The 14286-nt window shown below is 60.9% G+C and carries 13 protein-coding genes; 4 read left to right on the top strand and 9 right to left on the bottom strand.

The window, feature by feature from the left end; all coding sequences use genetic code 11:
* The first annotated feature begins 1 nt into the window (after window position 1).
* Entirely contained in the window at window positions 2-724 is a 723-nt protein-coding gene (locus EM858_RS24990; RefSeq protein ID WP_127758329.1) for a response regulator transcription factor, read from the top strand.
* A gap of 3 nt (window positions 725-727) precedes the next feature.
* On the opposite strand, the gene EM858_RS24985 is transcribed toward EM858_RS24990, so the two are convergent.
* Together EM858_RS24985 and EM858_RS24980 are read right to left on the bottom strand one after the other, a co-directional pair.
* Window positions 728-1744: a DNA topoisomerase IB gene (locus EM858_RS24985; RefSeq protein WP_127758328.1), complete on the bottom strand. Its 1017-nt coding sequence runs from the start codon at window positions 1742-1744 to the stop codon at window positions 728-730.
* An 87-nt stretch (window positions 1745-1831) separates the two neighbouring features.
* Window positions 1832-3058 carry a PQQ-dependent sugar dehydrogenase gene (locus EM858_RS24980; protein ID WP_127758327.1) on the bottom strand — a complete coding sequence of 409 codons (1227 nt, stop codon included), beginning with the start codon at window positions 3056-3058 and terminating at the stop codon, window positions 1832-1834.
* Between the two features lie 184 nt (window positions 3059-3242).
* Between EM858_RS24980 and EM858_RS27255 the strand changes: the two genes are divergently transcribed.
* A complete protein-coding gene (locus EM858_RS27255; protein ID WP_149743367.1) occupies window positions 3243-3428 on the top strand; it encodes a hypothetical protein in 186 nt (61 codons plus the stop codon).
* Here the strand turns inward: EM858_RS27255 and EM858_RS24970 are convergent, their stop codons facing one another.
* The 3 genes from EM858_RS24970 to EM858_RS24960 form a co-directional block, all read right to left on the bottom strand.
* Window positions 3429-4055 carry a class I SAM-dependent methyltransferase gene (locus EM858_RS24970; RefSeq protein ID WP_080819912.1) on the bottom strand — a complete coding sequence of 209 codons (627 nt, stop codon included), beginning with the start codon at window positions 4053-4055 and terminating at the stop codon, window positions 3429-3431.
* Window positions 4056-4063: 8 nt separating this feature from the next.
* Window positions 4064-4732, bottom strand: coding sequence for a pseudouridine synthase (locus tag EM858_RS24965; RefSeq protein ID WP_080819914.1), 669 nt, complete (start codon window positions 4730-4732; stop codon window positions 4064-4066).
* A 139-nt stretch (window positions 4733-4871) separates the two neighbouring features.
* Window positions 4872-5459 carry a YigZ family protein gene (locus EM858_RS24960; RefSeq protein ID WP_127758326.1) on the bottom strand — a complete coding sequence of 196 codons (588 nt, stop codon included), beginning with the start codon at window positions 5457-5459 and terminating at the stop codon, window positions 4872-4874.
* A 68-nt stretch (window positions 5460-5527) separates the two neighbouring features.
* On the opposite strand from EM858_RS24960, the gene EM858_RS24955 reads away from it, so the two are divergent.
* Window positions 5528-6757: a TIGR03862 family flavoprotein gene (locus EM858_RS24955; protein WP_127758325.1), complete on the top strand. Its 1230-nt coding sequence runs from the start codon at window positions 5528-5530 to the stop codon at window positions 6755-6757.
* On the opposite strand, the gene EM858_RS24950 is transcribed toward EM858_RS24955, so the two are convergent.
* The 3 genes from EM858_RS24950 to EM858_RS24940 form a co-directional block, all read right to left on the bottom strand.
* Window positions 6749-7810, bottom strand: coding sequence for a glycine betaine/L-proline ABC transporter ATP-binding protein (locus EM858_RS24950; RefSeq protein ID WP_127758324.1), 1062 nt, complete (start codon window positions 7808-7810; stop codon window positions 6749-6751). The two genes, EM858_RS24955 and EM858_RS24950, sit on opposite strands and share 9 nt — an antisense overlap.
* A complete protein-coding gene (locus EM858_RS24945; RefSeq protein ID WP_035263623.1) occupies window positions 7803-8690 on the bottom strand; it encodes a proline/glycine betaine ABC transporter permease in 888 nt (295 codons plus the stop codon). The genes EM858_RS24950 and EM858_RS24945 overlap by 8 nt, the downstream gene beginning before the upstream one ends.
* 220 nt (window positions 8691-8910) lie before the next feature.
* Window positions 8911-9909 (bottom strand): ABC transporter substrate-binding protein, encoded by a 999-nt coding sequence (locus tag EM858_RS24940; protein ID WP_127758323.1) that lies wholly within the window; start codon window positions 9907-9909, stop codon window positions 8911-8913.
* Window positions 9910-10273: 364 nt separating this feature from the next.
* Here EM858_RS24940 and EM858_RS24935 point away from each other — a divergent pair, with 364 nt between their 5' ends.
* Entirely contained in the window at window positions 10274-13249 is a 2976-nt protein-coding gene (locus EM858_RS24935; protein ID WP_127758322.1) for a PAS domain-containing protein, read from the top strand.
* Between the two features lie 17 nt (window positions 13250-13266).
* On the opposite strand, the gene EM858_RS24930 is transcribed toward EM858_RS24935, so the two are convergent.
* The gene (locus EM858_RS24930) at window positions 13267-14211 is read right to left on the bottom strand and encodes a glyoxylate/hydroxypyruvate reductase A (protein WP_127758321.1); all 945 of its coding nucleotides are present in this window, start codon (window positions 14209-14211) and stop codon (window positions 13267-13269) included.
* Window positions 14212-14286: the final 75 nt, after the last annotated feature.

Here is a 14286-nt window from a genome sequence, read left to right as displayed (position 1 = left end):
CATGGATGTGTTGATCGTCGAAGACGATGCGCTGCACCGCGCCTATCTGAACGAGGCGGTGCGTGCCGCGCTGCCGGAATGCGACAAGGTGCTGGAAGCGGCCAATGGCAGAACCGGCGAAAAGCTCGCACGGGAAAATCGCGCCGCCCATATCGTCATGGATCTGCAGATGAACGAGCGCAACGGCATCGAGGCGGCGCGCACCATCTGGAAGGAAAGGCCCGATACCCGCATCCTGTTCTGGTCCAACTATTCCGACGAGGCCTATGTGCGCGGTGTCTCCCGCATCGTGCCGGAAGGGGCGGCCTATGGCTACGTGCTGAAATCGGCCTCCGATGACCGCCTGCGGCTGGCGCTGCGCAGCATCTTCATCGAGGCGCAATGCGTGATCGACCGGGAGGTGCGCGGCCTGCAGGAAAAGAGCCTCGGCAAGGCCCATGGCTTTACCGATTCCGAATATGAAATTCTTGTCGATGTCGCGCTCGGCCTCACCGACAAGGCGATTGCCCGCCGCCGCAACCTGTCGCTACGCAGTGTGCAGAACCGGCTGCAAAGCCTCTATGAGAAGCTGAACGTGCATCAGGCGGCCGGCGACGACGAGGCGGAAGGCCGGTATAATCTCAGAACCCGCGCCGTTACCATCGCTTTCCTGCGCAAGCTGTTGAATTACAGCGCGCTGGAAAGGGCCGAGCGGGAGCTGGCGGAATGGGCGGGCAGCCGCTGATCCTCAGGGCAGGAAGGCAAGCAGCCGTCTTTCATCCGCCCTGAGGCCGGAGACGGGCTTTGCCCCGACCTTCAGGATGCGGCCAAGTTTTTTCTGCGCTTTCTCTTCCGTGGCGATATCGAGGACAGCCGGGTGCACATAGCTCTTGCGGCAGATGGCGGGTGTGTTGGAAAGCTCCGCGGCGGCTGCCTGGCACATGCCCTTTATGCTCGGTTTGTCGCCCGCCGCCACATGTTCCATCGCGTTACAGAAGGCGGCGAGCGTTCCGCCCCAGGTGCGGAAGGTCTTGGCGGAAATGCCTCGCCCGCCGATACGGGAGAGGTAAGCGTTGAGATCGCTGGAATCGACCGAATGCACCCGGTTTTCGCTGTCCTGCCAGACGAAGAGTTCCTTGCCGGGCAGATCGGCGATCTCCTCGAGGATTTTCTGAAGGCGCGGGTGGCGCAATTGCCGTTTCACCTTCTGCCCGCCTTTGGCGGCAAACCGCAACTCGATGGTTTCACCGAAGGAGACGTGCCGCTTGAGCAAGGTCGTTGCACCATAGGTGCCGTTGGTTTCGAGATAGGAGCGATTGCCGACGCGCAGATAGGCGGCATCGAGCAGCAGCGTGAGTGCTGCGAGCGTCATTTCCGGCCCATGATCCTGTTTTTCGATATCGGCGATGGCGCGGCGGCGGATGGCGGGCAGCGCCTTGCCGAAGCTTTTGAGCTGGAAGAATTTCGTCTCGCCCCGGAGCGCATGCCAGTCGGGATGATACCGATACTGTTTTCGCCCGCGGGCATCGAAACCCGTAGCCTGCAGATGGCCGGCGGGGTCGATGCATATCCACACGTCCTTATAAGCGGGCGGCACACCGAGCGATTTGATGCGCTTCAGTTCGACGCTGTCGGAGAGAAGTTCGCCGCCCGGCAGACGGTAACAGAAACCGCGTCCGCGTTTCTCGCGGGAAATACCCGGCTCCTGATCGTTGACATAGGCAAGTCCGATTTTGGCAAGAAGGCGGGTGGGCGGTTGTGGCATTGTTTTTTCCGGCAGGTTTCACGCTGCGGCAAACGAAAAACAGGCCGCCTTCGTTCCGGCGGCCTGTCGTTCCAGTCGTGAGTTTTCTCAGCCGGCCTTGGCGATCCGCAGAATCTGCGAGTTCCCGCCGCCGCGCTCTTCGGTCACGGCATAGATCGCGCCATCCGGACCGACCTTCACGTCGCGAATGCGCGCTTCCAGCGGCAACCGGCTTTCGGTGGCAACCTTGTCGCCATCGATATGCAGGATGACGAGACCCTGGCTTACCAGACCGCCGACGAGGAAGGCGCCCTTCCATTCGGGGATTTGGTCGCCGTCATAATAGGCCATGCCGGAGGGGCCGATGACCGGGTCCCAATAATAGACCGGCTGTTCCATGCCTTCCTTTGCGGTAACGCCTTCGCCAACCGACCTTCCGCTATATTCGACGCCATAGGTGATGATGGGCCAGCCGTAGTTCAGGCCGGCTTTCGGCATATTCAGCTCATCGCCGCCCTTCGGGCCGTGTTCCACAGTCCAGAGCCTGCCCTCACCATCAAGTGCCGCGGCCTGCAGGTTGCGGTGGCCATAGCTCCAGATTTCGGGGAGGGCGTTCTGCTGGCTGGCGAAAGGATTGCCTTCAAAGGCCTTGCCCTGTGTATCGATGCGGAAGACCTTGCCGAGCCCGCTCGACAGATCCTGCGCCTGCACACGCGGCTTTGAATCCGAACGTTCGCCGACAGTGACATAAAGCTCGTTGTTCGGCCCGAAAACGAGGCGGGAGCCGAAATGTTTGTCGCCGTCATAGGTCGGCGTCTGGCGGAAAATCACCGAGACATTGTCCAGCTTTGCCGCGCCTCCCTCCTCGGTCAGTTTTGCCGAGGCTACCGACGTGCCATTGCCGCCATCGCGCGGTTCGGAAAAGGAGAAGAAGATGGTGCGCGATGTTTCGAAATCGGGAGCCAGCGCGATGTCGAGAAGTCCGCCCTGCCCATCGGACGCCACTTCCGGCACGCCGGCGATCGCCGGGCCGGCCTTGCCGTCGGCGACGATATGGATGGCGCCTTCCTTGGCCGCGACGATCATGCGGCCATCGGGCAGAAACTCCATCGACCATAGATGCGGCAGGCCGTCAGCGATCACGGTTTTTTCGACGCGTGGCTGGGTGGCGGCCTGCGGCGCGCGGGTCTGGCCTTCAAAAGCCGGTTTCTGATCCGGCGCATTCGGCCGTTTCGTTTCGGCGGCCGGGGTCTGGGCCTGTGCGATACCGGCGAGCGGCACGGCGAGCAGTGCACACAGGATCGTCGAACTCAGAAATCGGTTGTTATGGAACATGGGTCTCCCTTCCATGGTTTACATCAGGCAGAGAACCATTTGGGGAGGATTTCGTTTCCTGCGATAGTTTCAAGAAAACTTGATCACTCCGTGTGCAGGCGGCACGCTCTTTTCTCATCCATGCGAATTCATAAGGAACCGCAAGGCGCAAGCGACGTTTGGCCTCTGTTATACGGAGGGCGCCATGCAGATCATCGACAACAAGACCATTGACGGGAACAGAACCAAGCCGATCCTCAACGTTGCGGAATTCTGCCGGCGTTACCGGCTGGACAAGGCCGAGGAGACCCGGCTCCGAAAACTGTTCGGCGAGTTCGCCTCGCGGCATGAGCTTTTGATGAATGCGCAGCGCAAGCCGACCTTCCGCTGATCATTCCTCGTCGTCGAGAGATTTTCCGAAGATCATGAAGACATCATAACGGGTGTTCTTGCCCATTATCTGATGTGAAGGCTTGCGGATGCCGGGCATAGGCTCGGCTCTCAGGGGCCATTTCAGAACCACCCGCTTCGTCGCATTCTCCAGCGCAGCCTCCATCAGCTCCACTTGGTCCGGGTCGGCGCCAACCAGTTCTCTCAGCACCCGCATCTCCTTTTTCACCAGCGCCGTGTTGTGGCGCGGCGGATGCATGGGGTCGACAATCACCACCTCCGGTGAAAGCTCCTTCAGCAGATATCGGGAATCACCGTGGAGCAGCGTCATGCGCGCTGCCGCCTCGGCATAAGCGCCGCCTGCTGCCAGTGCACGGCGAATGCCATCGGCGAGGTGAGCATGCATGTCCGGCGAGCGTTCGATGAGGGTCACCTCCGCGCCGAGCGAGGCAAGCAGAAAGGCATCCCGCCCGAGCCCGGCCGTGGCATCGACGATCTTTGGCGTGCGGCCTTTGGTGAAACCCGCAGCTTTCGGCAGGGCCTGCCCGCGCCCTTCGCCGGAGCGGAAACGGTGCCCGACCGCGCCGCCGACAAAATCCACCACGAAGCTTTCGTTTTGTTCCTTCATCTTGGACCTCAGAAGGGGCAGGGGACGGTATAGGTGACGTCACGGCCATCGGGATGGCGGAACCCGACCTCCTGCGCATGCAGCATCAGGCGCGGCGCAGCGGCGAGCGCTTCGCCTTCGGCATAAAATTCATCGCCGAGGATCGGATGGCCGAGCGCCTTCATATGCACCCGCAATTGGTGGGTACGGCCGGTGAGGGGTGTCAGCGCCAGCCGCGTTGCCGGAAGCGGCAATCGTTCCAGCACCCGCCAAAGGCTCTGCGCCGGCTTGCCGTTCTCGCGGTCGACCCGGTGGCGGGGCTTGTTTTCCGGATCGATGGCAAGCGGCAGGTCCACTTCCCCCGCTTCTCCGGCAACTTCTCCCCAGACCAGGGCAACATAGGATTTGCGCGTCTGACGGTTTTCGAACTGCGACGCAATCGCCGCATGCGCCTTGCGGTTCAGGGACATCAGCACGATGCCGGAGGTGTCCTTGTCCAGCCGGTTGATCATCAGCGCTTTCGGAAACTGTTTCTGCACCCGCGTCATGAGGCTGTCCGAAAGCGCCGGATCGCGCCCCGGCACCGATAAAAGCCCGCTTGGCTTGTCGAGCACCAGAAGATTGTCGTCGCGGTGCACGATGGTGAGCCAGGGTTCGAGTGGCGGATGATAGATGGGGTTGGAAAGCTCTGGAGACATGTCGCTTCCTTAGCACGAATTGCGCATTCGGACAGGCGCTAGAGCATTTCCAGGAAAGTGGACCCCGGTTTTTCGTCCGGAAATGCGCCAAAACAAAGAGTTAGAGTGTTTTCGCAATTCGAAGAAAAGCGAAAAAACTCTAGTCGGGAATATGCAAATTGACGCGCCCGCTGGTCAGGTCGCTGAGAAGACGGGTGAGCCGTTCGGCTTCCTCGGCCGGAACCGAGAGCAGCATATCCGCGCCGGTGCCGGTGAAATCCTCCCTTTCCAGACGCAGGTTCTGGGTGGCGGAAAGGCGTGATTTCACAAGCGCCAGATCGGAGAAAGGGCAGCTCAGCGTCGCGCTGACATAAGCGATGACCGGTGACGTCTCTCCAAGCCGCAGGCAGGCGGCTGCCGTGCCGCCATAGGCGCGCATCAGCCCGCCGCTGCCGAGCAGGATGCCGCCGAACCAGCGGATGACGAGAACGGCGACATTGTCCAGCGCCTGACCGTCGATGGCCTGAAGGATCGGTTTCCCGGCCGTGCCCGAAGGCTCGCCGTCATCGCTGAAACGATAGGTCTGGCCGTTTCGCCAGGCCCAGCAATTATGGTTCGCATCGGGATCGGAATGCGCCGCAAGAAAGTTTTTCGCATCCTCTTCGCCCGTCACCGGCGCGGCAAAGGCGATGAAGCGGCTTTTCTTGATATCCTGCGAAAAGGTGACGGGGCGGTCGAGCGTGAACATGCGGGTTTCAATATCGCATATATTCGCATGCGGAAATCGGTATAAGGCTCGGAACGGCGAAGATGGCGATGGAGAGGGTTTTGGCAAAGGCGAGGCAGGTCGCGATTATCGGCGGCGGACCGGCGGGGCTGATGGCGGCCGAGATGCTTTCGGCCGCAGGCCATGTCGTGACGGTGTTCGAGGCCATGCCGACCGTGGCGCGCAAATTGCTGATGGCCGGAAAATCCGGCCTCAACATCACCCATGCCGAAGATTACGACAGCTTCCGTCACCGGTTCGGCGAGGCGGAACCGAGGCTGCGCGCCGCTCTCGATGATTTTACGCCGGATATGCTGCGCGACTGGGCGCAGGGGCTGGGGCAGGAAACCTTCGTCGGCACCTCGGGCCGGGTGTTTCCCACCGTCATGAAGGCTTCGCCGTTGCTGCGGGCATGGCTCGCCCGGCTGGAGGCGCAGGGGGTGACCATCAGGACGCGGCATCGCTGGACGGGTTTTTCCGGCGAGCACCTGGTTTTCGCGACACCGGAGGGCGAGATCATCATCAAGGCCGATGCCGTTCTTCTGGCGCTCGGTGGCGCAAGCTGGCCGCGTCTCGGTTCGGACGCCGTATGGGTTCCGGCGCTGGCGGAGAGAGGCGTGGCGCTTTCCCCGTTCCGCCCCGCCAATTGCGGTTTCGACGTTGACTGGAGCGATGTCTTCCGCGCGCGTTTTGCCGGTGAAGCGGTGAAATCCACCATCACCATTTCGCCGGGCGGAGCCTTTCAGGGCGAATTCGTCATCACGAAACATGGTATTGAGGGCAGCGTGATCTATGCCCATTCCGCCGCGCTGCGCGACCGGCTGGAAGAGGTGGGCAAAGTATCGCTCGCAATCGATCTTGCGCCGGGACGTACGGTCGAACGCCTCAGCCGCGATCTGGCGAAACTCGGACGGAAAGAGAGCTTTGCAAACCGCATGCGCAAGGCGGCCGGCTTATCGGCTGTGAAGGTCGGGCTTCTGCGGGAAATATTTCCCGATATCGCGGCCATGCCGGATGAATTCGTCGCCGCGAGAATAAAACATGCGGAGATACCGATTTTGCGGACGAGGCCGATTGCCGAGGCAATTTCGTCCGCCGGCGGTATCGCGTGGAGCGGCCTTGATGAAAACTACATGCTGGAAAAGCTCCCCGGCATATTTGCTGCCGGGGAAATGCTGGATTGGGAAGCGCCCACCGGCGGTTATCTCCTGACCGCCTGTTTCGCCACCGGCAAGGCGGCCGCAAAGGGCATGGCCGCGTGGCTCGAAGGCTCAGCCTGACAAACGTTCAGCCGTGCCTGCTTCCTCACCATGTGCGGTCCTGACGAGGCAGCGCATGATGGCATCGGTGGTGATTGCACCAAGCGCCTTGCCGTTTTCTCCGACGACCGTGGCGCTGCCGACATTTTCCCGGACGAGGGCGCGCAGGCCTTCTTCAACCGTCATGTCCGCATCGAGCTGAAGGCGGGACTGGCCGGCAAATTCCGGCTGCACCACGGCGCCAAGGCGAATGACGCGGCCGCGATTGACCTCTTCCACGAAGGCCTCGATATAGCTGTCGGCCGGCGACATGACGATTTCGGCCGCCGTGCCCTGCTGGATGATTTCGCCATCGCGCAGGATGGCGATCTTGTCGCCGAGCCGCAGCGCTTCGTCGAGATCGTGGGTGATGAAGACCACGGTCTTCTTCAGTTCCTTCTGCAGTTCCAGCAGCACCGTCTGCATATCGACGCGGATGAGTGGATCGAGCGCCGAATAAGCTTCATCCATCAAAAGGATTTCGGCATTGTTGGTGAGCGCGCGGGCGAGGCCGACGCGCTGCTGCATGCCGCCGGAGAGCTGGTTGGGATAATGGTTGGAGAAACCTTCCAGCCCCACGCGCCTGATCCAGACCTCTGCCCTTTCTTCGCGCTCGCGTTTGTCGACGCCCTGCACCTCGAGGCCATAGACGACGTTTTGCAGCACGTTGCGGTGCGGCAGCAGCCCGAATTTCTGGAACACCATCGCCGTCTTGTGGCGGCGGAATTCAAGAAGATCCGCTTCGTTGAGGCGACAAACATCGGTGCCACCATAGAGGATTTCGCCGGCTGTCGGGTCGATCAGCCGGTTGACGTGGCGGATCAGCGTCGATTTGCCCGAGCCTGAAAGGCCCATGATGACAGTGATCTGTCCGCCCGGCATGGTGATGTTGATATCACGCAGGCCGAGCACATGGCCATGCTTGGCGTTGAGATCGGACTTGGACATGCCGGCCTTGACGGGTTCGACATAGTCTCCCGCCTTGGGGCCGAAAATCTTGTAGAGGCTGCGAATTTCGATCGATTGACTAGCCATGCGCCACTTCCCGGTGTTTTTGCAGGCGAAGGCCATAGGCCTGGCTGATGCGGTCGAAGATGATGGCGATGCCGACGATGGCAAGCCCGTTGAACACGCCGAGCGTGAAATACTGGTTGGCGATGGCCTTCAGCACCGGCTGGCCGAGGCCCTGAACGCCGATCATGGAGGCGATGACGACCATGGCGAGCGCCATCATGATGGTCTGGTTTATGCCGGCCATGATGGTGGGCAGTGCGAGCGGCAACTGCACCTTGAAAAGCTTCTGGCGCTTCGAAGAGCCGAAGGCGTCGGCGGCCTCCAGCACGTCGCGGTCGACCATGCGGATGCCGAGGTTGGTAAGCCGGATCATCGGCGGAATGGCATAGATGACGACGGCGATGACACCGGGCACGCGGCCGATGCCGAGCAGCATGACGACGGGAATGAGATAGACGAAACTCGGCATCGTCTGCATCACGTCGAGAACCGGATTGACCACGCTCTGCAGGCGGTTGGAGCGTGCCATGGCGATGCCGATGGGCAGGCCGACGACGATGGACAGAACGGCGCAGACGAAGATCATCGAGACCGTCTTCATCGTGTCTTCCCACATGCCGAACCAGCCGATGGCGAAGAGAATGCCGCAACAGAGCGAAACAATGGTGGCGCTGCGGCTGCCGAACCAGGCGAGCGCGCCGACAATAAGAATAACGACCGGCCAGGGTGCGCCGATCAAAAGCCTTTCCGCCCAAATGAGGAAGCTCTGAAGGGGGGTAAACAGCCCCTCGATTGCGCCGCCATAGGTTCGGGTGAAAGCCCGGAACCCCTCGTCGATGACTTTTTTCAGCGCGCGCAGAGCATCGTCATTCATGGTCGGAAATTTGAAAAGCCATTCCATATCCTGTTCTCCATGACGAACCGGAGGCGGGGATCGATGTCCTCCGCGCTCCGGGAGTAAAATCGTCAGAGCGCCGCGCATCCTTCTGGAGGCAGGGCGGAACGCTCTGTTGAACCGGCGCATCGTCACCGGAAAGCCGGGAGGCATTCCAGGGCCGGTGCGGGCGCGGCGTCGCTGCTGGCGGACGCCGGTTGCCGGGCAGATATGTAAGGACCGGCTGTTAAAGGGCGGCCTTGACCTTTTCCGCGACCTCGGGAGAAACCCAGCCCTTCCAGAGAGCTTCGTTTTCCTTCAGGAACTGCTTGGCGCCATCTTCGCCGGTCGCCTGGTTATCTGTCATCCAGGCGATCAGCTTGTTGACGGTCGCGTTGCTCCAGGCGCGCTTGTTGAGATAGTCCATGGCGGGGCCGGCACGGTCGGCAAAGGACTTGCTGACCAGCGTCTGCACGTCGTCCACCTGCCATGCGTTCGGCTTCGGGTCCGGACAATCGGCAACCGAGGTGCAACGCTTCCATTCGGCCGCGTCATAGTTGGTGCCGAATTCGAGCTTTACCATCTCGTATTTGCCGAGCAGCGAGGTGGGCGCCCAATAATAGCCGACCCATGGCTGCTTGGCTTCGTAAGCCTTGGCGATGGAACCGTCGAGACCTGCGGCGGAGCCGGTGTCGACGAGGGTGAAGCCCGCCTTTTCGCCGCCGAAAGCCTTGAAAAGCTGCGCGGTGACGACAGTGCCGCCCCAGCCCTGCGGGCCATTGAACACGGCGCCCTTGGACTTGTCTTCCGGCGAGGGGAAGAGTTCGGGGTGTTTGAAGAGATCCGGAATGGTCTTGAGATCGGGGTTGGCCTCGGCGAGGTATTTCGGAATCCACCAGCCCTGAACAGCGCCATCGGAAAGGATTTTTGCGGCCGCGACCACTTTGCCGCCTTCCAGACCCTGCTTGACGATTTCCGGCTGCAGGCTGACCCAGGCCTCAGGCGCGATATCCGGCTGGCCTTTTTCGGCCATGGAGGTCAGTGTCGGCACGGTGTCGCCGGTCACGATTTCGGCGGAGCACCCATAGCCCTTTTCAAGAATGAACTTGTCCAGGTTCGCGGCAACTTCGGCGGATTGCCAGTTCATGCTGGCGATTGTCACGTTTCCGCAGTCGGCAGCATAGGCTGCGCCGCCTGAAAAGGCGAAGCCGGCGGAAAGAATTGTGGCACCCAAAAGTATTTTCATTGTTGTTCCCTCTGGTCGCGGTGTGGCGAAGACCCGGGCGCTGACGGCACCGCGACCGCCAGCACCCTTATTGAGGCTTAATAATTCCTTTGTCGCCATCCCGTTTGCGGCAATTTCTGGCGTATTGAGGATGCCAATTGTCAAACGAAGGCGAGGTCGCAGGGATATATTGGAGAAATTTCTCGCACGAAGGTCCTGAAATGTCTGATGGTTTAGCACTCGCCTTGCGACATTTACGCCGTGATGGAACTTTTTCAATTTTCTGAAAAGCTTGGGAACAATAAGCGGAAGTTTCTGTTTTCTTGGACTTTTATCCTGTTCTGTATTACGGGAGATTTTCTCTCGGTTTTTGTGGTGATGTTGAATGACCAATCTTGGTGCTGCGCCGGTATGGCCGATCGGTGGCGGTGAAACGGGTGAGCTTGTGCGCCGCTTCGACTGGTCGAAGACATCGCTCGGTCCTATTTGCGAATGGCCGCAAAATCTGAGGCAAAAAGCCAATTCCGTCGTCAATTCCCCCATTCCGCAGGTGCTGATGTGGGGCAGGGATCATGTGATGATCTATAATGACAGCTATGCGGAGATCGCCGGCAATTATCACCCGCAGGCGCTGGGCGGAACCGTGCCCGGCATCTGGCCGGAAATATGGGACTGGAACAGCCGCATTCTCGAAGCCGGTTTTCGCGGTGAGGTCATGGCCTATCGCGACCAGCCGATGACGCTGATGCGGCATGGCATGCCGGAAGAGGTGATCTTCGATCTGTTCTACACGCCGATCTATAATGAGGGCGGCACCGTAGACGGCGTTTTATGCACCGTGCTTGAAAATACCGACAAGGTGAAGGCCGTGGAGGCGCTGGAGCAGAGCCGCAAGGAACTGAGCCGGCTTACCAATGCCCTGCCCATTCTGGTCGGATATGTCGACCGTGATTACGTTTATAAATTCGCCAATGACGGCTATCTGGAATGGTTCGGCCGCCGCGCCGAGGAGGTGATCGGCCGCAGCGTTCCCGAAATCGTCGGCGAGGCGTTTTTCGAGGCCCGCAGGGCCTATCTCGACCGCGCACTCAACGGCGAGAAGATTGTTTCGGATACCGTGATCAGCAGACCGGACGGCAGCACGCGCGCCGCCGAAATCCGCTATGTTCCGCGTTACATTGCAGATGGGTCCATCGACGGCATTTATGTGCTGATCATCGATATCGAGGAGCGCAAGCGCTCGGAGCGGGAAATCCTCATCAGCAACAATCGTTTCCGTGCTGCGGTGGATGCTGTGCACGGCGTGCTGTGGACCAACAGCGCCGAAGGAATGATGCTGGGCGAACAACCCGCCTGGAGCGCTTTGACGGGCCAGACTCCGGAAGAATATCGGGGTTTTGGCTGGGCGGATGCGGTCCATCCCGACGACAGGCAGGGGTCTGTCGACAGCTGGAACAAGGCGGTCGCGGAAAAGTCGACCTATATCTGGGAACATCGGGTGCGCCGCCATGACGGCGTCTACCGCACGTTCGCGATCCGTGGCGTGCCGATTTTCGACAAGGCCGGCGCCATCGCCGAATGGGTCGGCGTCCATACGGATGTCACCGAGCAGCGGCGGGCCGAAAACACCCTTAAGGAACATGCGAGCAATCTCGAACGCGAAATTCGCCACCGCATCCGGGCGGAAGAGCAGCTTCGGCAATTGAACGAGAGCCTCGAGGCGCGTGTCGAGGCGGAAATGGCCGAGCGCCGCCAGACCGAAAAGGCGCTGCAGCAGGCGCAGAAAATGGAATCCATCGGCCAGCTCACCGGCGGCGTGGCGCATGATTTCAACAATCTGCTGCAGGTGATCGCCGGCAATCTGCAATTGCTGTCGAAGGATGTGATCGGCAATGAACGTGCGGAGCGGCGGCTGGAAAATGCACTTGCCGGCGTTCATCGCGGCGCAAAGCTGGCCAGCCAGCTTCTGGCCTTCGGCCGCCGCCAGGCGCTGGAGCCGCGTGTCATCAATATCGCCCGTTTCGTGACCGGCATGGACGATCTGCTTCGCCGCTCGCTCGGCGAGGCGATCGAGGTGGAGGTCATCACCTCAGGGGGTCTCTGGAACACCTATGCCGACCCCAACCAGGTGGAGAACGCTCTTCTCAATCTGGCCATCAATGCGCGCGACGCCATGGAAGGGCAGGGCAAGCTGACCATCGAGGTCGGAAATGCGGTTCTCGACCGCGATTATGCCCGCAAGCACTCGGAAGTTTCGGCGGGGCAATATGTGATGCTCGCCGTTACCGATACCGGTTCGGGCATGTCGCCGGAGATTCTTGAAAAGGTCTTCGAGCCGTTCTTCTCGACCAAACCGGAAGGCAAGGGCACCGGCCTCGGGCTTTCGATGGTTTATGGTTTTGCGAAACAGTCCAGCGGCCATGTCAACATCTATAGCGAGGTGGGGCAGGGCACGACGGTGAAGATGTATCTGCCGCGCTCCGCCGCCGATGAGGACAGGGAAGTGGTGATGCCGACCGGCCCCGTGGAGGGCGGCACGGAAACCATTCTTGTGGTGGAAGATGACGAGGAAGTGCGCAACACCGTCGTCGAGACCTTGAGCGATCTCGGTTACCGCGTGCTGACCGCCCGCGATGCGCAGGCCGGTTTGACGGTGGTGGAAAGCGGCATTCCGATCGATGTCATCTTCACCGACGTGGTGATGCCCGGACCGCTGAAAAGCCGGGAAATGGCGCGCCGCGCGCAGGAACGGCTGCCCAATCTCGCCGTTCTCTTCACCTCGGGTTATACCGAAAACTCCATCGTGCATGGCGGCAAGCTGGATGCCGGGGTGGAGCTGCTTTCCAAACCCTATACGCGCGAAGCGCTGGCGCGGCGCATTCGCCACGTCATCGCCAACCGCAAGCAGGTTTCGTTGTCGAGAGCGCGGCCGACATCTGCGCCGGGTTCTTCGAAACTTTCCGAACCGGTCAGGGCAGCCGAAAATCAAAACCGGTCCATACGCGTTCTTCTGGTCGAGGATGACGAGTTGATCCGGATGAATTCGACGGAGATGCTGTCGGAGAGCGGCTTTGCCGTCGTCGAAGCCGGAAATGCGGCGCAGGCGCTGAAGGCTATCGAAGCGGATCAGATCGACGTTCTCGTCACCGATATCGGCCTGCCCGACATGAAGGGCGGCGAACTGGCGGTGGAGGCCCTGCGCCGCAAGCCGGGGCTTGCCATTGTGTTTGCGACGGGAGACAGCCATTTGCCGGAAGGAGCGCCGGCAAGCGCGGTTCTCTTGACCAAACCCTATAACGAACAGCAGATCGTCTCCGCCGTTGAACAGGCCCATACGGGCAAGTCGGTGGCGGCCGAATAGGCCGCCTTGCCGCCGGCTCAGTAACCGCGGGCCATGTCGACCGTCTCCGGCAGCCCGCCCGTTTCCCGCCATGTGCGGACATTGCCGGCGACGATCCGGGCCGAACTTTCCCGGCTTGTCGGCGCGGAAATATGCGGCAGAACCGTAACTTTTGGGTGTTGCCAGAAGGCGGAAGCGGCGGGCAACGGCTCCTGCTCGAAGACATCGAGAACGGCATGCGAAAGCCTGCCGGAATCAAGCGCCGCAATCAGGTCATCGGCGACGATGACCGCGCCGCGGGCGAAATTGATGAGCGCCGCGCCCTGTTTCATTGCGGTGAGACGGTCGGCATCGAGAAGACCGCGCGTCGCATCGGTAAGCGGCACGAGGCAGACGAGAACGTCGCTCTTTTCCAGCAATGCCTGGAGCCCGTCATCGCCGGTCAACGTTTCCACACCCTTTATCGCCTTGGCCGAACGGCTCCAGCCGGCAACGTTGAATCCGGCATGGATGAGGCGCGCCGCCGCAGCCGTGCCGAGCGCCCCGAGGCCGAGCAGACCGACGGTCATCTCGCCGGGGTGGCGGTAGTCCAGCTCCTGCCAGAGCGCCTTTTTTTGGTTTTCGCGATAGGCGGGCATGTCGCGCTGCAGGTAATAGGTCCATGCCAGCACGGCTTCGGCCATCACGCGCGAAAGCGCCGGATCCTTCAGCCGGACGATGGGGGGAGCCTTGTCGCCCAGCTCCAGCACCAGCCGCTCGACACCCGCCCACAGGCTGTGGATCCATTTGAGGCCCGGAAGTGCCGCGATATCGGCCGGATCGGGATTGGCGACGATGGCAAAGTCCACTGCCCGTCGCTGCTCGTCCGTCAATTCGGAAAAGGAGAGGATGTCCTCCTGCGGCATGGCGGCGCGCAGCGCCTGTTTCCAGACGGCCTCCGTTTCCGCATTCATCCGTGAAACAAAGGCGATGGGTGATGGCATGGGACTGATCCTGCTTGCGATTTTAGCTTCACGCCATCAATGCGCAATTTCGGCGGGTAATGCCATGGGTGGAAT

This window comes from Agrobacterium sp. CNPSo 2736, assembly GCF_004005385.1.
Taxonomy (GTDB): domain Bacteria; phylum Pseudomonadota; class Alphaproteobacteria; order Rhizobiales; family Rhizobiaceae; genus Agrobacterium; species Agrobacterium leguminum.
The sequence above is the reverse complement of the archived record's forward strand: the minus strand, read 5'-3'. Positions and strand labels throughout refer to the sequence as shown.